We start from the raw sequence: 25,376 nt of genomic DNA on the forward strand, positions 1-25,376 counted from the left end.
CCGTGGGATTGCTGGTTGATGGTGTCTGGCATGACCAGTGGTACGACACCGAATCCACCGGGGGGCGCTTCGAGCGCCCCGATACGGTTTTCCGGAACTGGATCGACCCGGATGGCGATCATCCGCCGGCCTCCGGGCGATACCACCTCTACGTGTCCCTGGCATGCCCCTGGGCTCACCGGACATTGATCGTCCGGCGGCTCAAGGGTCTGGAGCCCCATATCGGCGTCTCGGTGGTGCATCCCTACATGGGCAGCGGTGGCTGGCATTTCGACGGCCGCTATCCGGGCGCGACCGAGGATGCGCTGTTCGGCTTCAATTACCTGCACGAGCTCTACCAGAAGGCCGATCCGCACTACACAGGCCGGGTGACCGTGCCCGCGCTGTGGGATCGTGAGCGGGAGACGCTGGTCAGTAACGAGTCCGCCGATCTGGTGCGCATGTTCAATCGCGCTTTCGACAGCCTGCCGGGCGTAAAGACCGGGCTTGACCTCTATCCTGCAGACAAAGTGACGGACATCGACGCGCTCAACGAGCGGATCTATCACGCGGTCAACAACGGTGTTTACAAGGCGGGTTTCGCCACGGCGCAGGGTGCCTACGAGGAGGCGGTCACCGAGCTCTTCGCCGCGCTTGACGAGCTCGAGGCAGTCCTCGGCGAGCGGCGATATCTGACAGGAGCAGGCATAACCGAGGCCGACTGGCGGCTGTTCACCACGCTGGTGCGGTTCGACGCGGTGTATGTGGGGCATTTCAAGTGCAACCTGCGGCGTATCGACGACTATCCTCACCTCTCCGGTTACCTGCGCGATCTCTACCAGCAGCCCGGGGTCGCCGACACCGTCAGTCTCGATCACATCAAGCGGCACTATTACACGAGCCATCCGATGATCAATCCCACCGGGGTCATTCCCGTTGGGCCACTCCTCGACCTCGATGCGCCGCATGCTCGGGGTGCGTGATATCGTTATAGGGATGACGCACGAAGCCGCCCGCACCACTGAACGATCCAAGGCCCGTGAGACCGGACAGGCCCGCCTGCCAACGCGTTGGGGCGAGTTCCGCATTCATGGTTTCGAGGCCGCCAATGGCAGTGAGCATGTCGCCCTGGTGATGGGCGACCCGGCCGGGTCGAGTGCGCCGCTCGTCCGCGTCCATTCCGAATGCCTGACCGGTGATGCGCTTTTCAGTCAGCGCTGCGACTGCGGGCCGCAGCTTGAGGCGGCCATGCGCCGCATCGGCGAGGCCGGCGAGGGCATCATCATCTATCTTCGGCAGGAAGGCCGGGGCATCGGTCTGCTCAACAAGATCCGCGCCTACGGCGTGCAGGACCGGGAAGGGGCGGATACGGTCGAGGCCAATGAGGCGCTGGGCTTCGCCCCGGATGCCCGCGACTACGGCGTCGCGGCGGCCATGCTCGAGTCGCTGGGCGTTGAACGCCTGCGTCTGATGACGAACAATCCCGGTAAGGTGGCCGGCCTCGAGTCCGCGGGGGTCGTCGTGGTCGAGCGTTTGCCCATCCTGGCCGGCCGTAATCCGCATAATCATGCCTATCTCGAGACCAAGGCCGCGAAGTTCGGGCACCACTTCGACGAGTCGACGGATCCGCCCTCTTCCGGCGGGAATTGATCTGCGTCACAAACGCAGCGGCGCCCGCGCTGTCGATTACCTGTAGCATTTCGGTTCGCGTTATGGAGGCCGCCCGAGTGGAGGCGTCGTGAATCTTAAATCCTATTTGATCGCCCTCGCTGTGGCGCTGGTCCTGGCCGCGTGGATGCTCAGTGGCCAGCTCGGGACTGACCAGTCCGTCTCGCAGACCGCGCCGGCCTCCAGCGGGGCGGCGATTATGGACGTGCAGGTGGCGAGCTTCCAGGCGAGCCAGGTGCAGCGGTATCTGGAAAACCAGGGCGAGACACGCGCCGATCAGGATGTCGACCTGCGGGCCGAGACCGATGGTCAGGTCGCCGAGGTGCTTGTCCAGGAGGGCAGCACGGTGGCCGCCGGCGATACGCTGGTGCGACTCGCCATGGGTGATCGTGACGCCCGCCGTGAGGAGGCTCGGGCCCGGGTGGCCCAGCGCGAGGCCGATTTCGAGGCGGCCCAGCGTCTTCAGGGCAACGGTTTTCAGTCGGACATCGCCGTGCAGGAGGCCCGGGCCGCATTGCACTCCGCGCGGGCCCGTCTGGCTGAGATCGAGAAGGAGATCCGCGATACCCGCATTGCATCGCCGATCGCCGGAGAGGTGGAGTCGCGGCCGGTGCAGGTGGGTGATTACCTGCGCGCAGGGGAGTCGGTCGCCCGGCTGGTCGATACCGATCCGCTGATCGCGGTTGCACAGGTCGCTCAGCAGGATATCCGCAAGGTGGAGACAGGGCGCGAGGCGCAGATCTCGCTGGCCACCGGCGATGAACTGAGCGGCGAGATCACCTATATCAGTAATGCCGCGCAGAGTGGCTCGCGGACCTTCCGCGTCGAGGTCCGTGCCCCCAACCCCGATCGATTACCCGCCGGCGTCAGCGCCACGATCCGCATTCCGCTCGATCCGGTCAAGGCCCATTTCCTCAGTCCGGCCTGGCTGTCGCTGGAGGCCACCGGCGAGGTGGGCGTCAAGACGGTGGATAGCGAGAACCGCGTGACCTTCCGGCCGGTGGATATCGTTCGGGCTGAGCGCGATGGCGTGTGGGTGAGCGGGCTGCCGGATCAGATCCGGCTGATTACGGTGGGCCAGGGCTTCGTTCGTGCCGGTGAGACGGTCAATCCGGTGGAGGCAGGCAGTACGCCGGGTCTCGCCACCGAACCGCCCGGGGGTGGCGGTATGCCAGCCATCAGCGGGGGCTGACCGATATGCGCGCGCTGATCAACGCCGCGTTCAGCCGCAGCCGGTCAGTGACGCTGATCCTGCTGCTGGTGATCGGCATGGGCGTCATCGCCTACCAGAACATCCCCAAGGAGGCCGAGCCCGACGTCAATATCCCGGTCATCTACGTCTCCATGGCCTATGAGGGCATCTCGCCGGAGGATGCGGAACGCCTGCTGGTGCGCCCCATGGAGCGCGAGCTCTCCAGCATCGAGGGCATCAACGAAATCAAGGGCACGGCGACCGAGGGCTTCGCCTCGGTGCTGCTGGAGTTCGACGCCGGTTTCGATGCCGACCGCGCGCTTGATGATGTCCGCGAGGGCGTGGATATCGCCCGCTCCGAGCTGCCCCAGGGAGCCGAAGAACCCCGTGTCAACGAGGTCAATGTCGCGCTCTTTCCCGTGCTGACGGTCGCTTTGTCCGGACCTGTGCCGGAGCGGGCCCTGATCAATGCGGCGGAGGACCTGCAGGATCGGATCGAATCCCTGCCCGGTGTGCTGGAGGCTGATATCGGCGGCAATCGCGAGGAGCTGCTCGAGGTGGCGGTGGATGACCGGGTCATGCAGACCTACGACGTCTCCTACGCCGATCTCTTCAACCTGGTCAGCCGCAACAATCGCCTGATCGCCGCGGGTGCCCTGGACACGGGCGCCGGGCGTCTGTCCATCAAGGTCCCGGGTGTGATCGAGAACATGGACGACGTCCTCAGTCTGCCGGTGAAGGTCGCTGAGGATCGCGTGGTGACCTTCCAGGATGTGGCCAGCGTCCGGCGGACGTTCAAGGACCCGGATGAATTCGCCCGCATCAACGGCGAACCGGCGATCACGCTGGAGGTCTCCAAGCGCGTCGGCGCCAACATCATCGAGGTCAATGACCAGGTCCAGGGCATTGTTGAAGGCATGCGGGCGGACTGGCCCGAGGCCATGGAAGTGACCTACCTCCAGGATCGCTCGGAGGATATCCGCACCATGCTGCGGGACCTCCAGAACAATGTCCTCACCGCGGTGGTGCTCGTCATGATCGTGGTGGTGGCGGCCATGGGCTGGCGCCCGGCACTGCTGGTGGGCCTGGCGATTCCGGGGGCCTTTCTGGCCGGCATCCTTGCCGTGTACGCCATGGGCTACACCATGAACATCGTGGTGTTGTTCAGTCTCATCCTGGTGGTGGGCATGCTAGTGGATGCCGCCATCGTCGTGGTGGAGCTGGCCGAGCGGCGCATGACCGAGGGCTGGTCGGCGCTGGAGGCCTATCGCTACGGCGCCCAGCGCATGAGCTGGCCGATCATTGCTGCCACCGTGACCACCCTCGCGGTGTTCGTGCCGCTGTTGTTCTGGGGCGGGCTCGTTGGCCAGTTCATGAAGTATCTGCCCATTACGGTGATTGTCACGCTCGCCGCCTCGCTGGCCATGGCGCTTATCTTCATCCCGGTGCTTGGCGGATGGTTTGCCCGCAGCGAGACCACCCAGGGTAGCCATCACCGCCGTATTCGCATCGCCGAGAGCGGTGATCTCGGCGAGCTGGATGGCTTCAGCGGTGGCTATGTCCGCTTTCTGCGGCGCGCGTTGCGCATGCCGGGGACGGTCCTGCTGCTCATGCTGGCGGTGGTGGTGGCCACCTACATTGCCTATGGACGCTTTGGCGTGGGCGTGGAGTTCTTCCCGTCCACCGAACCGGACTATGCGCGCATCCAGGTACAGGCCCGCGGCGATCTCTCCGTTCACGAGAAGGATGAACTGGTACGGGCGGTGGAATCGCGGCTCGCCGGCTTCGATGAGGTCGGTTACGCCTATGCGCGGACCTTCGCCGATCCCACCCGCACCGGCGGCCAGTCCCTGGCCCGCGATGCCATTGGCGTCGTGCAGCTCGATTTTGTCGACTGGACGCAGCGCCGGCCCGCCGCGGAGATCATCGAGGATATCCGTGCGGCCGTGGCGGATATTCCGGGGATTCGGGTGCAGATCACCGAGCAGCAGCAGGGACCGGGCCAGGCCAAGCCGGTGGAGCTGCAGGTGGCGGGTCTCCCGGGGCGGCTTGAGGCGGGCGTCGAGGCCCTGCGGACCCGTATGAACGAGCTCGGTGGCTTCGCCGATGTGGAGGATAACCGGCCGCTCCCCGGCATCGAGTGGTCACTGCGTGTGGACCGGGAAAAGGCGGCACGCTACGGCGCCGATGTCCAGCTGGTGGGTAACGCCGTGCAGCTGGTGACCAACGGCGTCCAGATCGCGGATTACCGGCCGGATGACGCCGATGACGAGGTCGACATCCGGGTGCGCTTTCCGGTGGAGGACCGCAGCCTCGACAGCCTCGGGCAGCTGCGGGTGCCGACGCGATATGGCCAGGTGCCGATCAGCAACTTCGCGGCGTTTGTCCCGGCTGCCAAGACCGGCACCCTGGAGCGCATCAACGGCGAGCGGGTGCTGACCATTAATGCCGATGTTGAGGCGGGGCGCCTGGTGGATGAGCGGATCCAGGCCTTGCGGGCATCCCTCGCGGAAAACCCGTTGCCCGATGGCGTGATGGTTCAGTTCAAGGGCGAGGATGAGGATCAGCGCGAGGCCCAGTCCTTCCTGTCCACCGCGTTCGTGGTGGCGATCGCCCTGATGGGCATCATTCTGGTCACACAGTTCAACAGCCTCTATCAGACGCTGCTGGTCCTCTCCGCGATCGTGCTCTCGAGTGCCGGCGTGCTCCTTGGGCTTATGCTCACCCAGCGGCCGTTCAGTATCGTGATGGGGGGCGTCGGCATGATCGCGCTGGCCGGGATTGTGGTGAACAACAATATCGTGCTCATCGATACCTACAACGCCCTGCGCGACGAGGGCATGCCGGTCCCCGAGGCGATCCTGCGCACCGCCGCGCAGCGTCTGCGGCCGGTGCTGCTGACCTCGGTCACCACCGTGCTCGGCCTGATGCCCATGGTGCTCAAGCTCAACGTCGACCTTGTCAACCGCAGCATCGAGTTCAACGCCCCCTCCACGCAGTGGTGGGCGCAGCTCTCGGCCACCATTGCCGGGGGGCTGAGTTTCGCGACGGTACTCACGCTCATCCTGACACCCTGTCTGCTCATGCTGGGATACAACGCCCGTCAGGCCATGACGCGCTGGCGGCACCGTCTCAAACCCGCCTGAGGGGGTCATATGGAGCTCTATACGTCACCTACATCGCCGTATGCACGTCTTGTGCGCATCACGCTTGCCGAGAAGCAGCTGGATGAGCGGGTGAGCTATCGCTTTGTCGATCCGTGGGCCTCGCCGCCGGAGTTGCTGGCCGTCAATCCGGCCTGCCGTGTCCCCACGCTGGTGACCACCGGCGGGCACGTCCTGACCGAGGCCAGCCTCATCGTGCTCTTCCTGGAGCGTCGCTTCCCGGAGCCGCGGCTGATTCCCCGGGACGCCGTGGAGCCGGTGCATGCGCGTCTGGGCGAGGCCCTGGGCTGCCTCGACTGTGGTGCCGGCGTGATTGCCGAGCGGCGCTATGGTGACCCCGGCACGCCACTGGCGCGCCGTCGCGCCGAGGCCCTGCATCGCGCCGTGGAGGGCGTTGCCGGGAGGGTCGCCTCGGAGCGCACCAGCGACCCCGATCTGGGCGATCTGGCTGGTGCCGTCGCCCTCGACTGGGTGACATTTCGCTTTGCCGATGAGGTGCATTGGCAGTCCCGTTTTCCAGCGGTGGCCGCCTGGTTGGAGCGGCTCCGGGAGCGGCGGTCCTTCAGCGAAACCGCGCCACCGACTCGCTGAGGGAGCGGTGTTGATGTCGCCACGTCGTCAGGCACTGGCTGCCGGTCTGAAGGCCGTTGCTCCCATGGTGGCCGCGATCATGCCGTTCGGTATGACGGCCGGCGTGGCCGGGCTCGATGCGGGCCTGGGCCCGGCCCTGACCATGGGCATGTCGATGATCGTCTTTGCGGGCGCGTCGCAACTCGCCAGCCTCCAGCTGATCGATGCCGGCGCTGCCGTCCCGCTGGTGGTGATCACCGCGCTTATCATCAACCTGCGCATGGTGATGTACAGCGCCCACCTCGCGCCTCATTTCCAGCATCTGCCGCCGGGTTGGCGTTCGCTGGTGGCCTATATCCTCACCGACCAGGCCTATGCCCTGACCATCTCACGGGTCATGACGGAGGGTTCCGGCCGGTTCACCCACTGGTTCTACCTGGGGGTGGGGATACCGCTATGGGTGGTGTGGCAGTTATCCACTGCATTCGGGTACTGGGCCGGGACGGCCATGCCACCGGAATGGGAGCTCGGGTTTATTGTGCCGCTGATCTTCCTGGCCCTGCTGATGATGTCCATCAATAGCCGGCCCGGCATGATTGCCGCCGTGGTGGCCGGCAGCCTGTCGGTCCTGGGCAGCGGCCTGCCCGCTGGCCTCGGGCTGACCCTGGCATCACTGGCGGGCATCACCGCGGGCGTTGTCTCGGAGGGGCGCCGTGGCAGCGATTGATCCGCTCTGGTGGGTGATCGGCCTGATCGGTCTGGGAACGTTCGCCTGGCGTGGTTCGTTCCTGGTGTTTGGGCGCGGGCTGCGGATGCCCGATCTGGTTCGGCGTGCGCTCAATTATGTGCCGCCGGCGGTGTTCGCTGCACTGGTTTTGCCTGGGCTCATGCAATGGCAGGCGGATGGAACGCTGGATACGCCCCGGCTGATCGCCGGGGCGGTGGCGGGCGCTGTGGCCTGGTGGACCCGCGGGACGATTGCCACGCTGGTCGCCGGTATGGCCGTGCTATGGATTCTTCGTGCCCTGATGCCGGTCTAGTGGTGACTGGGCAGGCCATGACGGGCAGCCTGACGGTCGGCAAGCTGCGCCCGGATGCGCCGGACCATCGATTTGCAGGCGCCGGCGATATAGGCGCTGCGGATGATCTCAGCCTGGCGAATGGCGGCATCGGTGCTCATGCTGTGGACTTCCTGAGGGCTCATGCTGACCTCCCAACAGTCTTGATGTTGGGAGAATTGTATTCTGTGCCCAGGATGAGATAATCCGGCTAATTGGCACACAATTCATGACGTAGAGGAAAAGGTAGGCCATGGATCGAGCGGCGGAAATGCACATGTTCGTGCGGGCGGTGGACAAGGGTAGCTTTTCCGCCGCCGCCAGAGACCTCGATCTCACCCCCTCGGCGGTGAGCAAGCAGATCCGCCGTCTCGAGGACCGGCTCGGCGTGCGGCTTTTCAATCGCACCACGCGCCGGGTCAGTCTCACCGAGGTTGGACACGCCTACTACGATCGCTGCTCGCGGATCATTCAGGAAATCGAAGAGGCCGAGGAAGCGGTCACCGCGCTCAACGAGAATCCGCGCGGGACCCTGCGTGTGGCGGCCACGGTGGCTTTCGGCCGGGTAGAGGTGCTCCCCCGTATCCAGGATTTCCTGGAGCGGTATCCCGAGCTCAATGTCGAATTCGAGCTCACTGACCGTCAGGTCGATCTCATCGAGGAGGGCATCGACGTGGCGATTCAGTGGCGGGAGCAGATGGAGGATCCCTCGCTGATTGCCCGGCGCCTGTGCGTCAACCGCCGCATCATCTGTGCCTCACCACAGTATATCGAGCGCCATGGCAAGCCTCGGACCCCGGAGGAGCTCCTGGAGCATAACTGCCTGACGCTCTATGAGGTCTCGCAGTTCAACGACTGGGCTTTCGAGGATGCTGAGCAGGGTCACCGTGTGCTGCATGTCGGTGGTAACTTTCGGGCGAACACGGCGGATGCGCTGTATGAAGCGGCGCTCGCCGGTGTGGGCCTGGCCCGGCTTTCCACCTGGCTGGTCATGCCCGCCATCCGTCGGGGCGACCTGGTCCCGGTGCTGCCGCAGTATCCTCACGAGAGCTCGGCCTACTTCCTTCTCTACCCGCATCGCCGGCACTTGTCACGCAAGGTACGGGCATTCGTGGACTTCCTTGTGGAGGTCTTCACGCCGGTCCCGCCCTGGGAGCGGGAGGGCCTGGAGTTTACCCAGGCAGAATGGCAGGAGCGTATCGAGCGCGGATGACGCGCATGATCCGCTTGAGGGGCTGACGGATCAGGCCGGCGGCGCCGGCCCGTTGAGCAGGATCACCCCGATATTCAGGTAGGCGGCGTAGCTCACCCAGATCAGGTAGGGCGCCAGCAGCCAGGCAGCCGGTGCGTGCACGCGCCGAAAGCGCAGCATGGTCAGAGCGATCAGCACCCAGAGCACGACCAGGTCCACCAGCGCCAGATCCGGGCGATGCCATTGGAAAAACAGGATGCTCCACAGCCCGTTGGCACCCAGCTGGGCAATGAAGGGCAGCAGCACCGCCAGGCCGGCGACCAGGCCTGTACGTCGCCAGACCTGCCACGCGGCGGCGATCATCAATCCGTAGAGGATTGTCCAGGCCACCGGAAAGAGCAGGTCCGGTGGCGTGAGGGGCGGCTTTTGGAGGCCGGCGTACCACTCGCCGGGCGGGCTGAGAATACCGCCCATCGCGGTAATGACCACCAGCAGTGTCCAGCCCCCCAGGCCGATCAGGTCACGCCGTCGATCGTCCATGGGGCGCTGTGCGGCGGCTGCCATCACCAGCTCCCCGTGTTGGGCATGGATGCCCAGGGCTCCTGCAATGGGAGTGCATCGCCGTGCTGTAGCAGCTCGATGGAGATGCCATCAGGCGATTTCACGAAGGCCATATGACCATCGCGGGGCGGCCTGTTGATGATCACGCCGTTATCCATCAGCCGCTGGCAGGTGCCGTAGATATCGTTCACGCGATAGGCCAGGTGACCGAAGTTGCGACCGCCGGTGTACTCCTCCGGATCCCAGTTGTAGGTGAGCTCCAGCATCGGAGCCCGTTCCTCGGAGCGGGCCCGGTCGACATCCGCCGGGGCGGCAAGAAAGATCAGCGTGAACCGGCCCCTGTCACTCTCGCGCCGGCTGATCTCTTCCATGCCGAGCAGCCCACAGTAGAATTTGAGTGACTCGTCGATATCGCTGATGCGTACCATCGTGTGCAGGTACTGCATGGTCCCCTCCGCACAAAACGCCATGATAGCGTTTCATTTGCCGGTGGTCAGCGTCCGGCGTACCGCATCATGCCATCCCTCGACGACATGCTCGCGCGTGCCGCGCGAGATGGCCGGCTCGAAGCGGCGATTGAGCGCCCACTGCGATTCCAGACTCTCCAGCGAATCGTACAGCCCGTGCTGCAGCCCCGCCAGGTAGGCGGCGCCCAGCGCGGTGGTTTCGATAATCTCCGGGCGCTCGACGGCAAGCCCGGTCAGGTCGGCCAGTCGCTGCAGCAGCCAGTTGTTGGCGACCATGCCGCCATCCACGCGCAGGGTTTCCTGGGCCGTACCCGAGTCGCCGGCCATGGCCTCGAGCAGATCACCCGTCTGCAGACAGACCGAATCCAGCGCGGCATGAACGAACTCGGCCACACCGGTGTTGCGGTTGAGTCCGAAAATGGCCCCGCGCGCGTTCGGATCCCACCAGGGCGCGCCCAGGCCCGTGAAGGCCGGGACCAGATAGAGCCCCTCTGCTTCGGCATCATTGGCGAGCCCCTCGCTCTGCGAGGCATGGGCGATGATACCCAGCTCGTCGCGCAGCCACTGAATGGCGGCACCAGCGATAAAGATGGCGCCCTCAAGGGCATAGGTCGGCTGGCCATTGATTCGATAGGCCGTCGTGGTGAGCAGCCGGTTGCTGGATGGCACCGCCTGGTCGCCGGTGTTCATCAATGCGAAGCAGCCCGTGCCGTAGGTGCTCTTGATCATGCCCGGCTGGAAGCAGCACTGACCGACCACGGCGGCGTGCTGATCGCCGGCAATGCCCTCGATCGGCAGTTCCGCGCCCAGAACCTCCGGATCGGTCACCCCGAAGTCGGCGGCACTGTCGAGCACCTCGGGCAGGATGGCCGCGGGAATGTCGAACAGCGCCAGAAGGTCCTCGTCCCAGGCCTGACGGTGGATGTCGAAGAGTAGCGTGCGGCTGGCGTTGGTGGCGTCCGTGGCATGGCTGCGGCCGCCGGTCAGTTTCCACAGCAGCCAGGTGTCCACGGTGCCGAAAGCGAGTTCGCCGTTTCGGGCGCGTTCCCGGGCGCCCTTCACGTTTTCCAGGATCCAGGCGATCTTGGTGGCGGCGAAGTACGGGTCGAGCAGCAGGCCGGTGCGCTCGGCCACCAGTGGCTCGTGGCCGGCCGACTTCAGAGCGGCACAGCGCTCGGCGGTGCGGCGATCCTGCCAGACAATGGCGTTGTGGATGGGCTCACCCGTGGCGCGATCCCACAGGATGGTGGTTTCCCGCTGGTTGGTGATGCCGATGGTGCGGGCATGAACGCCGGCGGCCTTTGCGGCTTTCAGGGCGCGGCGGCAGGTGTCGACGGTGGTGTTCAACAAATCCTGAGGATCATGCTCCACCCAGCCGCTGTGCGGATAATACTGGGTGAATTCCTCCTGGGCCGTGGCAATGATTCGACCTTCGAGGTTGAAGACAATCGCCCGTGAACTGGTCGTGCCCTGATCGATGGCCAGGATGCCGCTGTTTTCAGCCATTCCGCTGCCCTCCTCCATAATATTTGCGCCGTTTTTCCAAAACGGTATGATCGAATCCGAGCGAAAAATGTCAAGCTTGATGTTCACAAGCGAAAACAAGGGGGAGAGCGGTGATCGCGGTAGACGACGATGCCGTGGAGCTGAATCGCCGGCAACAGGCGATGCTCGGCCTGGTCCAGGAGCAGGGCTTCGTTTCCGTTGAGGAGCTCGCGCAGCATTTCTCCGTGACCTCGCAGACCATCCGGCGGGATATCAATTCCCTATGCGGGGCAGGCCTGCTACGCCGGTATCATGGTGGGGCCGGGCTGCCCTCCAGTGTCGAGAACGTGGCCTATCAGGCGCGTCAGATCCTCTATCCCGAGGCCAAGGAACGGATCGGCGCAGCGATCGCGGCGCGCATCCCCAATCAGGCATCCCTCTACATTACCCTCGGGACCACCACCGAGGCCGTGGCGGCGGCGCTGCGCGAGCACCGCGGGCTGCGGGTGATCACCAATAATCTCAATGTCGCCAGCATCCTCGCGGACAACCCGGGTTGCGAGGTCATTGTTGCCGGTGGTGTCGTACGTCACCGCGATCGTGGAATCACCGGTGAGGCAACCATTGATTTCATGAATCAGTTCAAGGTTGATTATGCGGTGATGGGAATCTCCGGCATCGAGGCGGATGGAACGCTGCTGGATTTCGACTACCGCGAGGTGCGGGTGCTCCAGGTGATCATGGGCAACGCCCGCTCCATCCTGCTCGGCGCCGACCACAGCAAGTTCGGGCGCAACGCGTTGGTCCGGGTGGGTGATCTCAGCCGCATTACCGAGCTCTACACCGATGCCGAGCCACCCGCCTCCATCCGTCGGATCCTGTCCGAGAACGGCGGCCGGCTGGTTGTGACCGATCCCTGAAAGACGCGTAAATGTTCGCTTGACTCCCCAAATCGGGCTGGTATGTTTGAAATCGAACATTACGAAGCGGCAATATAGCCGCCGTCATTCGAAACGGAGGAGAGGCACTCGTGTCTTCCGAGGGTCAGCAGACGGACTTCTACGATGTCGTCGTCGTCGGTGGCGGCATTAACGGTGCGGGCATCGCCCGCGACGCGGCGGGCCGCGGTCTCCGGGTCCTGCTCGTCGAGCAGGGCGACCTCGCCAACTACACCTCCTCCGCCAGTACCAAGCTGGTGCACGGCGGACTTCGCTACCTCGAGTACTACGAATTCCGGCTCGTTCAGAAAGCACTGAAAGAGCGCGAAGTGCTCATGGGTATCGCCCCTCATATCATCTGGCCGCTTCGTTTCGTCATGCCGCATGTCAAGGAGCTGCGGCCGGCCTGGATGATCCGCATGGGCCTGTTCCTCTACGACCACCTCGGCGGCCGCAAGAAGTTGCCGGGGTCGAAGGGCATCAACCTGCAGACACACTTTGCCGGCGCGCCCCTCAAGGACAGCCTCCGCAAGGGCTTCATCTACTCCGACTGCTGGGTTCAGGATTCGCGCCTGGTGGTGCTCAACTGCATGGACGTCGAAGCGCGTGACGGCAAGGTGCTTCCACGCACCCGCTGCACGGGGGCCGAGCGCAGCGGTGACGAATGGCGCGTGCAACTCACCGACACGATCAGCGGTGAAGTGCACGATGTTCGTTCTCGTTCGATTGTGAACGCCGCGGGCCCCTGGGTCGCCAAATTCCTTGGCAACGCCATGCACCAGGAGGATGAGAAGGCCGAGAAGGACGTCCATCTGGTCAAGGGCAGCCACATCGTCGTGCCGAAGATGTTCGACCATGAGGACTCCTACCTCTTCCAGAACGACGACGGTCGGGTGATCTTCGCCATCCCCTACGAGCAGCATTTCACGCTCATCGGTACCACCGACGTGGCCTATGAAGGCAACCCGGCGGAGGCGACGGCCAGCGACGACGAGATTCAGTATCTATGCGATGCCGTGAATCGCTACTTCAAGCATGGCATCGCCCCGAAGGACGTGGTCTGGACATACTCCGGCGTCCGCGCCCTTTATGACGAGTCGGAAGAGGAAGACGTATCGGCCGTGAGCCGTGACTACAGCCTCGAGCTCGACGACAAGGCCGCCCCGCTCCTCTCGGTATTCGGGGGCAAGATCACCACCTACCGCACGCTGGCGCGTCAGGCGGTCGACCGCATTGCGCCCTTGCTGAATGCCAGCATCACCGACTGGACGGGTCGTTCGGCGCTGCCGGGCGGCGACATTCCCGATGGTGACTTCGACGCCTATCTCGCCGCGCTGCGCAAGTCTCGGCCCTGGCTGCCCGAGGATATGGCGTGGCGCCTCGCCCGCAACTACGGCACCTGCGTTGAGGAAATGCTGGGCGATGCGGCTTCGCTGGAAGATCTCGGTGAGCATTTCGGCGCCGATCTCTACGAAGCCGAGCTGCGCTACCTGGCCGAGCGGGAGTGGGCAATGACCTGCGAGGACGCCATCTGGCGTCGCACCAAGCTCGGGTTGATGCTTGATGCCTCGCAGCAGGAGCGGGTGGACGCCTGGTTCACCGGCCAGAACAAGAAGAGGGCAACTGCGTAATGAGTCTGATCCTTGAGGGGGTCGACCGCACCGTCGGTGGTGAGGTTTACCTGAAAGATATCAACCTCACCTTCGAGCGCGGTGAGTTCAATGTGCTGCTGGGCCTGACCGAGGCCGGCAAGACCACCATGATGCGGATCATGGCGGGCCTGGAGCCGCCGAACCGCGGCCGTGTGGTCGAGGATGGTCAGGATGTGACCCGCGTCCCGGTCCGTAAGCGGTCGGTGGGCATGGTCTACCAGCAGTTCATCAACTACCCGTCGCTGAGCGTCTACGACAACATTGCTTCGCCGCTCAAGCTGGCGGGGATCTCCAAGTCGGAGATCGATCGCCTGGTGCGCACCGAAGCCGAGCGTCTGGGCATTGACCACCTGATCGATCGCCTGCCGTCGGAACTCTCCGGGGGGCAGCAGCAGCGTTGTGCCATGGCCCGGGCGCTGGTCCGCGACGCCAAGCTGGTGCTGCTGGACGAGCCCCTGGTCAACCTGGACTACAAGCTGCGTGAAGGGCTGCGCTCGGAGCTCCGCTCCTTGTTCGCCGATCGCGACACGGTGGTGGTCTATGCCACCACCGAGCCCGAAGAGGCCCTCGTGCTGGGCGGCAAGACGACGGTATTGCACGAAGGCCGTGTCATCCAGAACGGCGTGACGGCCCAGTGCTATCGCCACCCGGCCAGTACCACGGTGACCCAGGTGTTTGCCGACCCGCCCATGAATCTCATGCCGGTGACGGTGGGTGACGGCCAGGTCAAGGCTGAAGGGTTGCTGAGCGCGCCGCTGCCGGCGCACATGAAGGACCTGGCCCCTGGGCATTACACACTCGGCGTCCGACCGCATCACCTGTTCGTGAATGCCGGGGAGGGGCGTGTTGGCCTTCATGGCACCGTCGAGGTCGCCGAAATCGCCGGTTCCGTGACGTACGTGCACCTCGAAGTGAATGGCCGGGACTGGGTGATCGAGGAGCGTGGCGTCCATCAGGTGCACCCCGGCGAGCGCTTCGAGCTCTTCATGGATTTGAACCGGGCATACGCCTTCGACAGCGCGGACCAGCTGGCGGCCGCGCCGGATAGTTAATGCGGATGACAAAATGGCGCGAATAGAACTCAACAATCTGGCGCATCAGTACGCCCCCGGCGGCGACTACGCCTTGCAGCCCATGCAGCATGTCTGGGAGGACGGGGGCGCCTATGCACTCCTGGGACCGTCGGGCTGCGGCAAGACCACGCTGCTGAACATCATCTCGGGGCTGGTGCAGCCTTCGGAGGGACGGGTGATGTTTGGTGATCTTGATGTCACCACACTGGCCCCCGAGCAGCGCAACATCGGGCAGGTTTTCCAGTTCCCGGTCATCTACGACACCATGAGCGTGTTCGACAATCTCGCCTTCCCGCTGCGTAACCGCAAGCATGGTGAGGACTATGTCGAGCGTCGGGTGAAGCACATCGCGGGCATGCTCGGCCTTGAAGACGTCCTCAAGCGGCGTGCCAACAACCTCACCGCCGATGCCAAACAGAAGATCTCGCTGGGCCGCGGGCTGGTCCGCGAGGACGTGGCGGCGGTGCTGTTCGATGAACCGCTCACGGTGATCGATCCGCATCTGAAATGGCAGCTGCGGCGCAAGCTTCGTGAGGTGCATGAGCAGCTCAACCTCACGCTGGTCTATGTCACGCATGACCAGACCGAGGCGCTGACATTCGCTGACAAGGTGGTGGTCATGCTGGCTGGCCAGGTTCTCCAGGTCGGTACGCCCCAGGCACTGTTCGAGCGGCCGGAACACACCTTCGTGGGCTACTTCATCGGCAGCCCCGGCATGAACTTCTTCGACTGCCAGGTCGACGGCAGCCATGCCGTCGTAGACGGCGAGCATATCCCGGTGGATCCCACCATGGCGGAGGCCGCGCGCAACGCGGGTGGTCTGCTGCAGCTCGGTATCCGTCCGGGGTTGATCCGGCCGGCCGGAGCGGATGAGTCGGCGCTCACCGTCAAGGTGGACAAGGTTGAGGATCTGGGCGACTACGAACTGGTGACCGGCCACCTCGGCCAGCATCAGGTTCATGTGCGCCTGGAGGAGTCCGAGAAGATTGGCAGTGACGGTCTGCGGGTGGTTTTCCCCACCGAGAACGCACTGCTGTACGCCGACGACAAGCTGGTCGGCTAGGGGGAGAGAACGTGGAAAAGCGCGAATATCAATGGGCGTGGCTGATGGTGCTGCCAGTGGTGCTGGTGGTGGCCTTCAGCGCCATCATGCCGCTGATGACCGTGGTCAACTACTCGATGCAGGACATCTTCGGTCCTGACTCCCGTTTCTTCGTGGGCACTGAGTGGTTCAAGGAGGTGCTTCGGGATCCGGCGCTGCATGGCGCGCTGATCCGCCAGATCATCTTCTCCGCCGCGGTGCTCCTCATCCAGATCCCGCTGGGCATCGGTCTTGCGCTGTGTCTGCCCAAGAAGGGCCCATGGGTGTCCGTCTCGCTGGTGCTTCTGGCGCTGCCGCTGCTGGTGCCGTGGAACGTGGTCGGCACGATCTGGCAGGTCTTTGCCCGCCCGGATGTAGGGCTCGCCGGCGTATTCCTGAATTCTATCGGCCTGGACTACAACTACACCGGGGACTCGGTGGATGCCTGGGTCACCGTGCTCGTCATGGACGTCTGGCACTGGACCTCGCTGGTGATCCTGCTCTGCTACGCCGGACTCCAGGCGATTCCCGACGCTTTCTACCAGGCGGCGCGCATTGACGGGGCGTCGCGCTGGGCCGTGTTCCGGTACATCGAGCTGCCCAAGCTCAAGGGTGTGCTGCTGATCGCCATTCTCCTGCGCTTCATCTTCAGCTTCCGGATCTACGCCGAGCCGTTCGTGCTCACCGGCGGTGGTCCGGGCAACGCGACCACATTCCTGAGTCAGCGGCTCACCACCATGGCTGTGGGGCAGTTCGATCTGGGACCGGCGGCAGCATTCTCGCTGATCTACTTCCTGATCATCCTGCTGTTCAGCTACGTGTTCTATCTGACCATTCTCAATATGGACCGGGAGGGTTAAGCCGTGGGTTCCAAGCGACGTTACATCTTCCTTGGCCTGTGGCTGGTCTTCCTGATGCTGCCGATCTACTGGCTCATCATGATGTCGCTGAAGACCAACCAGGAGATCCTCTCGACGTTCACGCTGTGGCCGAACGATCTGACGGTGGCCAACTACGTGAAGATCTTCACCGATCCCACGTGGTACCCGGGCTACATCAACTCCACGCTCTATGTACTGATGAACGTGGTGATCTCGCTGACGGTGGCACTGCCGGCGGCCTATGCCTTCTCCCGGTACAACTTCCTGGGTGACAAGCATCTGTTCTTCTGGCTGCTGACCAACATCATGGCGCCGCCGGCGGTGTTCCTGCTGCCGTTCTTCGAGCTCTACCAGAGCGTCGGCCTGTACGACACGCACATCGCCGTGGCGCTGGCGCATACGCTGTTCACCGTGCCGCTCGCGGTGTGGATCCTCGAGGGGTTCATGTCCGGCGTGCCGAAGGAGATCGACGAGACGGCCTACCTCGACGGGTATTCCTGGCCGCGGTTCTTCATCACGATCTTCCTGCCCCTGATCCGCTCCGGTGTGGGCGTGACGGCGTTCTTCTGCTTCATGTTCTCGTGGGTGGAACTGCTCATCGCCCGGACCATCACCTCCACCGAGGCCAAGCCCATTGCCGTCACGATGACGCGGACCGTGGGGGCCTCCGGCCTTGACTGGGGTCTGCTCGCCACCGCCGGCGTGCTGACGCTGGTGCCGGGGGCGCTGGTGATCTGGTTCGTGCGCAAGCACATCGCCCGCGGGTTCGCGCTGGGCCGCGTGTGATCGGAGTAAAGACACGATGAATCAAGAAGCTGGATTTAACCTCGCGTGGATGGCCTGGACGCAGCCGGTCGCGATCTTCTTCGCCTCGATCGCGGTCATGCTGGTGGTCTTTGGTGTGCTGCAGTTCGTCATCCCGACCTACGAGCGGAAGGGCTTCCTGCCGGTGCCGACCACGCGCGGCGACCGGCTGTTCATGAGCCTGCTGGGAGCGGCTTATATCCATCTCATCTGGCTGGCGTTTACGGACGCGAGTCTTTTGATTGCCTCAGGCATTTCCATCGTCTATGCGGTGGTGATGCTGCGTTGGGGCTGACTGGCTTGCGGGTACCTCGGTGCTCGCTTGGCATGAAATGGGCATGGGCCGGATGGGCCGGTTCCGCTGCCCTTTGGTAACGGGATCAGAATGATCCCCTCCAGGAGGAGAAACGCATGAAACAGCATAAAAGCGCCATGCAGCCATGGACTGCGCTCGCTGTAGCCGCTGCGCTGGGTGTGGGAGGTCTGGGCAGTGTCCAGGCCGCCACTGATGCGCAGATGGCCGTCGCCGAGCAGTATCTCGACGAGTTCCAGCCGTCGACGCTGACCCGTGAAGAGCAGCTCGAGCAGCTCGAGTGGTTCATCGACGCGGCCGAAGAGTTCCGCGGCATGGATGTCTCGGTGGTCTCCGAGACCATCCCGACCCACGAGTACGAGGCCAGTGTGCTGGCCCCGGCCTTCTCCGAGATCACGGGGATCAACCTGACCCACGATCTCATCGGCGAGGGCGACGTCATCGAGGCCCTGCAGACCGAGATGCAGTCGGGTGAGAGCATCTACGACGGCTACGTCAACGATGCCGATCTGATCGGTACGCATTATCGCTACGGCCAGGTCATTCCGTTGTCCGATTACATGGACGGTGACGGCGCCGACGTGACCTCGCCCTATCTGGATCTGGACGATTTCATCGGCCTCGACGCCGTGACGGCGCCTGACGGCAAGATGTACCAGCTGCCCGATCAGCAGTTCGCCAACCTCTATTGGTTCCGCTATGACTGGTTCCAGCGCGAGGACCTGCAGAGCCAGTTCGAGGACATCTACGGCTACGAGCTCGGTGTGCCCACCAACTGGTCGGCCTACGAGGACATCGCCGAGTTCTTCACCGAGCATGTCGGTGAGCTGGACGGCCAGACCGTCTACGGCCACATGGACTATGGCAAGAAGGACCCGTCCCTCGGCTGGCGTTTCACTGACGCCTGGCTGTCCATGGCGGGTGCCGGTGACACCGGTCTGCCGAACGGTCATCCGGTCGATGAGTGGGGTATCCGTGTCGAAGACTGCCATCCGGTGGGCTCCGACGTGACCCGTGGCGGTGCCGTGAACGGCCCGGCTGCGGTCTACGCCCTGACCAAGTACATCGACTGGCTTGACGCCTACGCCCCGCCGGAGGCTGCCGGCATGACCTTCTCCGAGGCGGGTCCCGTCCCGGCACAGGGTCATATCGCCCAGCAGATCTTCTGGTACACCGCCTTCACCGCGCCGATGGCCGCTGAGGGGACTCCGGTGGTGAACGCCGATGGCACGCCTAAGTGGCGTATGGCGCCGTCGCCTCACGGCCCGTACTGGGAAGAGGGCATGAAGGTCGGTTATCAGGACATCGGTTCCTGGACCTTCTTCGAGCATGCGGATCCGGATCGTCGCAAGGCGGCCTGGCTGTATGCGCAGTTCGTGACCTCCAAGGTCGTGTCGCTGAAGAAGCTCCACGAGGGCCTGACCCCGATCCGCCAGTCCGACATCATGTCCGAGTCGATGACCGAGCGGGCGCCGGAGCTGGGTGGTCTCGTCGAGTTCTACCGCAGCCCCGACCGTGCCCTGTGGACGGATACCGGCACCAACGTGCCTGACTATCCGCGTCTGGCCCAGCTCTGGTGGTCGAACGTCGCGGCAGCCGTCACCGGCGAGGTGACCCCGCAGGCCGCCATGGACAACCTGGCCCAGGAGCAGGACCGCGTCATGGAGCGCCTCGAGCGTGCCGGTGTGCAGGATCGCTGCGGACCGCGCATGAACGAGGAGCGGAGTGCCGAGTACTGGTTCGACCAGCCCGGCGCACCCAAGCCCCCGCTGGATAACGAGAAGCCGCAGGGCAAGACCGTGCCTTACGACGAGCTCGTCGCCGGCTGGCGCGCAAGCATGTAATCCGGACTTATCTCCTCATCCGGAACTTTTAGGGGGCCCTCGGGCCCCCTTTTTCTTTCCCGCCCTTCAGGACAGACGGTTTGACCGACCCCCCGTGGGGAGGGGTATGGTGATTCCATTGCCAACGGCAGGGAATCGATTGCCATGTCCGAACGAACGTTCAATCTGGAAATAACCGGCCTCAACTGCGGTAGTTGCGTCCGGCGGGCGGAGACCGCGCTGGGGAACGTCCGCGGAGTCAACGCGGCCAGTGTCAATCTGTCCACGGCGAAGGCGCGCCTGGAGATCGACTCCGGGCACGACCCGGCCACCGTCCTGCGTGAGGCCGCCGAGGCGCTGACAGAGGCCGGTTATCCGCCGGCGGACCCGGACGCCAGTGACGCCGGCGATGACACGCAGCAGCGGCTGCGTCAGCGGGTGGCCATTGCCGCGGCCTTCACGCTGCCGCTGGTGATCATTGCCATGGGCCGCCACATCCCCGCGGGCCATGAATGGTTCACGCAATGGCTGCCCGATCGGGGCTGGATCGCCATTGAGTGGCTCCTCGCCACCCCCGTGGTGTTCTGGGCGGGCCGCGATTTCTTCATCAAGGGCTTTTCGGAAATGCGTCACCGCGCGCCCGCCATGAGCAGTCTGGTCATGATCGGGGCCGGCGCGGCCTACGTTTACTCATTGCTGGCACTGACCCTGCCGGCGATCTTCCCCGAAGGAACCGCGGGCAGCTATTTCGAGGCGTCCGGCGTCATCATCACCCTGATTCTGGTGGGTCGCTACCTCGAACAGATCGCCCGCGGTCGGACCTCCATGGCCATCAGACGCCTGCTGGGGATGCAGTCCCATACGGCCCGAGTGGTGCGCGATGGCGATACCGTCGAGGTGCCGATTGATGAGGTCGCCACCGGCGACACCGTCCTGGTCCGCCCGGGAGAGCGTATCCCGGTGGATGGCGAGATCAGCGAAGGACAATCGCGGGTCGACGAGTCGATGATCACCGGCGAGCCCGTACCGGTGGCCAAGAACATCGGCGACCGGCTGGTGGCCGGTACCGTCAACGGTCAGGGGTCGCTCACCGCCAGGGTCACCGAGGTGGGTTCCGAGACCGTGCTGGCCCAGATCATCGACATGGTGGAACAGGCGCAGGCCGAGAAACCCCCCATCCAGCAGCTCGCCGATCGCATCGCCGGGGTATTCGTGCCCATCGTCCTGCTGGTGGCCCTTGCCACCGGCGCGATCTGGCTGACGATCGGGCCCGACCCGGTGCTCGCCTATGCGTTCGTGGCCACGGTCAGCGTCCTGCTCATCGCCTGCCCCTGCGCCATGGGGCTGGCTACGCCCACCGCCGTGATGGTGGCGACCGGCAAGGGCGCCGAGAACGGCATGCTGTTGCGCCGTGGCGCCGCGCTGGAATCACTGGCCCGGGCCGATACGGTCGTGCTCGACAAGACCGGCACCCTGACGCTGGGCGAGCCGCGGCTGACCGATCTGGAGGTGGCGAGCGGCAGCGAGGACGAGGCCCTGGCCCTGATGGCCGCGGTCGAATCGCACAGTGAACATCCGCTTGGCCAGGCCATCGTCGATGCGGCCCGCCGGCGCGGTCTGTCGATCCCGACGGCAACGGACTTCGACGCGGTCACCGGCTTTGGCGTCGAGGCCCGAGTCGATGGTCGGTATGTGCATATCGGCGCCGCCCACTACATGGAATGGCTCGGCGTTGATACCCGCAACGTCCAGCCCAGTGCCGAGCGGCTCATGGCGCAGGCCAGAACACCGTTGTATGCCGCCGTGGATGGCCAGTTGATCGGCGTGGCCGCCGTGGCGGATCCGCCGCGGGCCGAGAGTGCACAGGTCATCGCCGACCTGCGCGATCGGGGGCTGAAGGTGGCCATGGTCACCGGCGATCAGGCGGCCACCGCCAATGCACTCGCCGAGCGTCTGGGCATCGACGAGGTCATGGCTGGCGTTCTGCCGGATGGCAAGGCCCGCGAGGTCCAGCGCCTGCAGTCCGAAGGCCGTCGGGTGGCATTCGTGGGCGACGGCATCAACGATGCACCGGCCCTCGCCCGTGCCGACGTGGGTATCGCCATCGGCACCGGCACGGATGTGGCCATCGAAGCGGGCGATGCCGTGCTCATGCGCGCCGACCTCAACGGCCTGCTGGATGCAGTGGACCTGGCCCGACGCACCCACCGCACCATTCAGGGCAACTTCGTCTGGGCCTACGGCTATAATGTCCTTCTGATCCCGGTGGCAGCGGGGCTGCTTTACCCCTTCACGGGTTGGCTGCTCAACCCGATGGCCGCTGCGGCGGCCATGAGCCTGTCGAGCCTGTTTGTGCTCACCAACTCATTGCGTCTGCGCCGGTTCCGTCCGGCGCCGCACCGCCAGGAGGCTGACCATGGCCGAAACGACCAACCACTGCCAGCTCGCTCTTGACCCGGCGGTCCGGGATGCCGCGCGGCAACGGCTGGCCTCCATCCGCGGCCATGTCGAAGGCATCGTGCGCATGCTCGAGCGCGACGATGTCTACTGTGTCGATGTGCTGCGCCAGCTCAAGGCGGTGGACGGGGCGCTCTCCAAGGTGGGGGACGCGGTCCTCCGAAGCCACCTTCACCACCATGTCACCAGTGCGCGCGAGCGCGGCGACGCCGACGTCATCGTCGACGAGCTCATGGAGATCATGAAATACCGCTAGCGGTCTCCTGGCCGGTGGCGGCGGTCAGCCGCCGCCACTGTCCATGTCCAGGGGCAGCGTCACCCGGATGATGTCGCGCTCTTCCGGGTCGACATGCTCTTCAAAGCCCAGCTGGCGGCAGAGCGCGAGCATGGGCTGGTTCTCCCGCAGCACATCGCCGTCGATCTCATGGATGCCGCGATGGCGGGCATAGTCGATGACATGCTCCATCAGCAACCGGCCCAGACCCTGCCGGGTCAGGTCGTTGCGCACGATGATCGAGTACTCGGCCTTCTCGCCGTCCGGATCGGCATGGATATGCACCGCGCCGTAGAGCTCCGCTTCGCCGGGGACCTTGTCCGGGTCGGTGATGATCAGTGCCATCTCGCGGTTGTAGTCGATCTGCGTGAAGCGCGCCGCGGCCATGTGGCTGAGCTGCTTCATGGGCGCGAAGAAGCGCAGGCGGATCTGCTCCGGCGTCAGATGGGCGAAAGCGCGGTGCAGCGCCGGCTCGTCCTCCGGCAGGATCGGCCGCAGCAGATAGTGCTCGCCGTCATCGGCGGTCACCGTCTTTTCCAGGTCGCGGGGATAGGGGCGGATCGCCAGGCGCCGGGTGCCCTGTCCGTTCTCGCCGATCCGTACCCGGGCGTCCAGCGCCACCACGCCGTCGGCGGACGCCAGCAGCGGGTTGATATCGAGCTCCTTGACCCGCGAGAGATCCGCCGCAATCTGGGCGATGCGCGTGAGCGTGAGCGCGATGGCTTCCAAGTCGGCGGGCCGGCGATCGCGATAGCCCTGCAGCTGCCGGTAGATCCGGGTGCGGGAGATCATGTCGCTGGCCAGTTTGAGGTTGAGCGGCGGCAGGGCCAGTGACTGGTCCTTGATCACCTCGACGGCGGTCCCGCCCTGTCCGAACAGCACCACCGGTCCGAACTGTTCATCGTCGGTGAAGCCGGCAATGAGCTCCCAGGCACCGGCCCGCTTGACCATCGGCTGAACGCTGAAGCCCTGGAGTTCGGCGTCGGGGTAGGTCTCCGAGACACGGCGTTGCATGGCCTCGGCGGCCTGGCGGACGGCGTCGGCGTTCTCCAGGTCAAGCACCACACCACCCACGTCGCTCTTGTGGGTGATGTCCTTGGAGAGGATCTTGATCGCCGACGGATAGCCCAGGCGGTCGGCCGCCTCCGCGGCGCTATCCGGGTCGCCGGCCACCTCCGTGGGTACGACTTCGACGCCATAGGCCGCCAGCAGCTGCTTGGCCTCGGGCTCGCTGAGGATCTCTCGACCCTCGGCCGCGGCCTTTTCCACCAGCCGATTGGCGGTCTCGTAATCCGGCGTGAAGAGCTCCGGCACCGACGGCGGCGTTTCCAGCAGCTGCTCCTGGCTGCGGCGGTACGCGACCATGTGCATGAAGGCGCGCACCGCGCCCTCGGGTGTGGTGTAACTCGGAATGCCGGCTTCGGCGAAGCGCCGGCGGGCGTTCTGGGCGGTGTGCTCGCCCACCCAGCAGGTCAGGAGTGTGGGTCGGTTGCCGCGGCCGCTGCGCTGGCGGCCCTGCTCGGCGATCACCGCCTCGGCCGCGTCCATGCTGTCAGCGACGGCGGTGGGACAGTTCAGGACCAGGATGGCGTCGGCGTCCTGGGTATCGGCGAGGATGGAGAGCGAGTCGGCATAGCGCTTGCCCGGCGCATCGCCGATGATGTCCACCGGATTGCCATGCGACCAGGTTGCCGGCAACACCGCGTTCAGTGACTCGATGGTCTCCTCGGGAAGCTCGGCCAGTTGGCCCCCTTGGCCGATCAGCGCATCGGTAGCCAGTACGCCAATCCCGCCGCCATTGGTCAGGATCGCCAGGCGATCCCCCGCCGGCGGCTCTGTCGTGGCCAGGGTTTCCACCGCGGCAAAGAGCTCGCCAAGCGTATCCACCCGAAGCATGCCGGCGCGCCGGAACGCCGCGTCGTAGACGGCGTCCGAGCCGGCCAGCGCCCCGGTGTGGGAGGCCGCCGCCTTGGCGCTGGCGGCGTGGCGGCCGGCCTTGACCACGATCACCGGCTTCATGCGGGCCGCGGCCCGTGCCGCCGACATGAACTTGCGGGCATCGGTGATGGCCTCGACGTACAGCAGGATGGCGCGGGTGTTGGGGTCGTTGGCCAGGTAGTCAATGGTGTCGCCGAAGTCGACATCCGCCATGTCACCCAGCGAGATCATGTGCGAGAAGCCGATGCCGCGACGTTCCGCCCAGTCCAGCACGGAGGTGACGATGGCGCCGGACTGGGTGACGAAGGCGATCCGTCCCTTGGGTGGTGCCAGGTGGGCGAAGCTCGCGTTGAGGCCCATACCGGGGACCAGCAGACCCAGACAGTTGGGGCCGATGATGCGGGTGAGATTGGGCCGCGCGGCGTCCAGGGTGGCCTGGCGGAGTGCCATGCCTTCCTCGTCATTGCCCTCACCGAAGCCGGCGGTGATCACGATCACGCCGCGGGTGCCGCGCTCGGCCAGCTGTCGGACGATGTCGGGCACGGTCTTCGGCGGCGTGCAGACAACGGCCAGGTCCGGCGTGACAGGCAGATCGCTGATGTCGCGGTAGCAGAGAACGCCCTCGATGGCCTCATGCTTGGGGTTGACCGGCATGATGGGCCCGTCGAACCCGCCGTTGAACAGGTTGCGGGCCAGCACCGCACCCACCGAACCGGCGCGCCGGCTGGCGCCAATGATGGCGATGGAACGGGGCTTGAACAGCGCGTCGAGGTTGCGGACCGTCATCGGGCAGCCCTCCTGGTCGA

Annotated in this window: 23 protein-coding genes; 18 read left to right on the plus strand and 5 right to left on the minus strand. The window is 65.0% G+C overall.

Annotated elements, in window-relative coordinates; genetic code table 11:
* Window positions 1–2 precede the first annotated feature (2 nt).
* The 7 genes from V6X30_RS09215 (at window position 3) to V6X30_RS09245 (ending at window position 7,613) form a co-directional block, all read left to right on the plus strand.
* On the plus strand, window positions 3–962 hold the full coding sequence (locus V6X30_RS09215; RefSeq protein WP_367984351.1) for a glutathione S-transferase family protein: 960 nt from the start codon (window positions 3–5) through the stop codon (window positions 960–962).
* 13 nt (window positions 963–975) lie between these two features.
* Complete coding sequence (ribA, locus tag V6X30_RS09220; protein ID WP_367984353.1) at window positions 976–1,629, plus strand: GTP cyclohydrolase II; 654 nt, start codon at window positions 976–978, stop codon at window positions 1,627–1,629.
* Window positions 1,630–1,717: 88 nt separating this feature from the next.
* Complete coding sequence (locus tag V6X30_RS09225) at window positions 1,718–2,839, plus strand: efflux RND transporter periplasmic adaptor subunit (protein WP_367984354.1); 1,122 nt, start codon at window positions 1,718–1,720, stop codon at window positions 2,837–2,839.
* Window positions 2,840–2,844: 5 nt separating this feature from the next.
* On the plus strand, window positions 2,845–5,985 hold the full coding sequence (locus V6X30_RS09230) for an efflux RND transporter permease subunit (protein WP_367984355.1): 3,141 nt from the start codon (window positions 2,845–2,847) through the stop codon (window positions 5,983–5,985).
* 9 nt (window positions 5,986–5,994) lie between these two features.
* Window positions 5,995–6,594 carry a glutathione S-transferase family protein gene (locus tag V6X30_RS09235; RefSeq protein WP_367984356.1) on the plus strand — a complete coding sequence of 200 codons (600 nt, stop codon included), beginning with the start codon at window positions 5,995–5,997 and terminating at the stop codon, window positions 6,592–6,594.
* Between the two features lie 13 nt (window positions 6,595–6,607).
* Window positions 6,608–7,300, plus strand: a complete 693-nt coding sequence (locus V6X30_RS09240) for an AzlC family ABC transporter permease (RefSeq protein ID WP_367984357.1) — start codon at window positions 6,608–6,610, stop codon at window positions 7,298–7,300.
* Window positions 7,287–7,613: an AzlD domain-containing protein gene (locus tag V6X30_RS09245; protein ID WP_367984358.1), complete on the plus strand. Its 327-nt coding sequence runs from the start codon at window positions 7,287–7,289 to the stop codon at window positions 7,611–7,613. The genes V6X30_RS09240 and V6X30_RS09245 overlap by 14 nt, the downstream gene beginning before the upstream one ends.
* On the opposite strand, the gene V6X30_RS09250 is transcribed toward V6X30_RS09245, so the two are convergent.
* On the minus strand, window positions 7,610–7,777 hold the full coding sequence (locus V6X30_RS09250) for a hypothetical protein (RefSeq protein WP_367984360.1): 168 nt from the start codon (window positions 7,775–7,777) through the stop codon (window positions 7,610–7,612). The two genes, V6X30_RS09245 and V6X30_RS09250, sit on opposite strands and share 4 nt — an antisense overlap.
* Window positions 7,778–7,884: 107 nt before the next feature.
* Here V6X30_RS09250 and V6X30_RS09255 point away from each other — a divergent pair, with 107 nt between their 5' ends.
* The gene (locus tag V6X30_RS09255; protein ID WP_367984362.1) at window positions 7,885–8,844 is read left to right on the plus strand and encodes a LysR family transcriptional regulator; all 960 of its coding nucleotides are present in this window, start codon (window positions 7,885–7,887) and stop codon (window positions 8,842–8,844) included.
* A 30-nt stretch (window positions 8,845–8,874) separates the two neighbouring features.
* On the opposite strand, the gene V6X30_RS09260 is transcribed toward V6X30_RS09255, so the two are convergent.
* The 3 genes from V6X30_RS09260 to glpK are packed head-to-tail and all read right to left on the minus strand — an operon-like array spanning window position 8,875 to window position 11,357.
* A complete protein-coding gene (locus V6X30_RS09260) occupies window positions 8,875–9,387 on the minus strand; it encodes a TspO/MBR family protein (RefSeq protein WP_367984363.1) in 513 nt (170 codons plus the stop codon).
* Entirely contained in the window at window positions 9,387–9,830 is a 444-nt protein-coding gene (locus V6X30_RS09265; RefSeq protein WP_367984364.1) for a VOC family protein, read from the minus strand. Before V6X30_RS09265 ends, V6X30_RS09260 begins: the two co-directional genes overlap by 1 nt.
* Window positions 9,831–9,863: 33 nt before the next feature.
* Complete coding sequence (gene glpK, locus V6X30_RS09270; RefSeq protein ID WP_367984365.1) at window positions 9,864–11,357, minus strand: glycerol kinase GlpK; 1,494 nt, start codon at window positions 11,355–11,357, stop codon at window positions 9,864–9,866.
* Between the two features lie 110 nt (window positions 11,358–11,467).
* Here glpK and V6X30_RS09275 point away from each other — a divergent pair, with 110 nt between their 5' ends.
* The 10 genes from V6X30_RS09275 (at window position 11,468) to V6X30_RS09320 (ending at window position 22,614) form a co-directional block, all read left to right on the plus strand.
* Window positions 11,468–12,256: a DeoR/GlpR family DNA-binding transcription regulator gene (locus tag V6X30_RS09275; protein WP_456242965.1), complete on the plus strand. Its 789-nt coding sequence runs from the start codon at window positions 11,468–11,470 to the stop codon at window positions 12,254–12,256.
* A 110-nt stretch (window positions 12,257–12,366) separates the two neighbouring features.
* Window positions 12,367–13,905 (plus strand): glycerol-3-phosphate dehydrogenase, encoded by a 1,539-nt coding sequence (glpD, locus tag V6X30_RS09280; protein ID WP_367984367.1) that lies wholly within the window; start codon window positions 12,367–12,369, stop codon window positions 13,903–13,905.
* Window positions 13,905–14,978: an ABC transporter ATP-binding protein gene (locus V6X30_RS09285; protein WP_367984369.1), complete on the plus strand. Its 1,074-nt coding sequence runs from the start codon at window positions 13,905–13,907 to the stop codon at window positions 14,976–14,978. Before glpD ends, V6X30_RS09285 begins: the two co-directional genes overlap by 1 nt.
* Before the next feature lie 13 nt (window positions 14,979–14,991).
* Window positions 14,992–16,062, plus strand: a complete 1,071-nt coding sequence (locus V6X30_RS09290; RefSeq protein WP_367984370.1) for an ABC transporter ATP-binding protein — start codon at window positions 14,992–14,994, stop codon at window positions 16,060–16,062.
* A gap of 11 nt (window positions 16,063–16,073) precedes the next feature.
* Window positions 16,074–16,940, plus strand: coding sequence for a carbohydrate ABC transporter permease (locus tag V6X30_RS09295; protein WP_367984371.1), 867 nt, complete (start codon window positions 16,074–16,076; stop codon window positions 16,938–16,940).
* A 3-nt stretch (window positions 16,941–16,943) separates the two neighbouring features.
* A complete protein-coding gene (locus tag V6X30_RS09300; protein WP_456154539.1) occupies window positions 16,944–17,747 on the plus strand; it encodes a carbohydrate ABC transporter permease in 804 nt (267 codons plus the stop codon).
* 16 nt (window positions 17,748–17,763) lie between these two features.
* On the plus strand, window positions 17,764–18,060 hold the full coding sequence (locus V6X30_RS09305) for a DUF2160 domain-containing protein (protein WP_367967998.1): 297 nt from the start codon (window positions 17,764–17,766) through the stop codon (window positions 18,058–18,060).
* 116 nt (window positions 18,061–18,176) lie between these two features.
* Window positions 18,177–19,922, plus strand: coding sequence for an ABC transporter substrate-binding protein (locus V6X30_RS09310; protein ID WP_367984373.1), 1,746 nt, complete (start codon window positions 18,177–18,179; stop codon window positions 19,920–19,922).
* 144 nt (window positions 19,923–20,066) lie between these two features.
* Window positions 20,067–22,355 carry a heavy metal translocating P-type ATPase gene (locus V6X30_RS09315; RefSeq protein ID WP_367984375.1) on the plus strand — a complete coding sequence of 763 codons (2,289 nt, stop codon included), beginning with the start codon at window positions 20,067–20,069 and terminating at the stop codon, window positions 22,353–22,355.
* Window positions 22,318–22,614 carry a metal-sensitive transcriptional regulator gene (locus tag V6X30_RS09320; protein WP_367984377.1) on the plus strand — a complete coding sequence of 99 codons (297 nt, stop codon included), beginning with the start codon at window positions 22,318–22,320 and terminating at the stop codon, window positions 22,612–22,614. The genes V6X30_RS09315 and V6X30_RS09320 overlap by 38 nt, the downstream gene beginning before the upstream one ends.
* 24 nt (window positions 22,615–22,638) lie before the next feature.
* On the opposite strand, the gene V6X30_RS09325 is transcribed toward V6X30_RS09320, so the two are convergent.
* Window positions 22,639–25,356, minus strand: coding sequence for a bifunctional acetate--CoA ligase family protein/GNAT family N-acetyltransferase (locus tag V6X30_RS09325; protein WP_367984378.1), 2,718 nt, complete (start codon window positions 25,354–25,356; stop codon window positions 22,639–22,641).
* Window positions 25,357–25,376 lie beyond the last annotated feature (20 nt).

The organism is Spiribacter sp. 1M189 (genome assembly GCF_040838345.1).
Classification (GTDB): domain Bacteria; phylum Pseudomonadota; class Gammaproteobacteria; order Nitrococcales; family Nitrococcaceae; genus Spiribacter; species Spiribacter insolitus.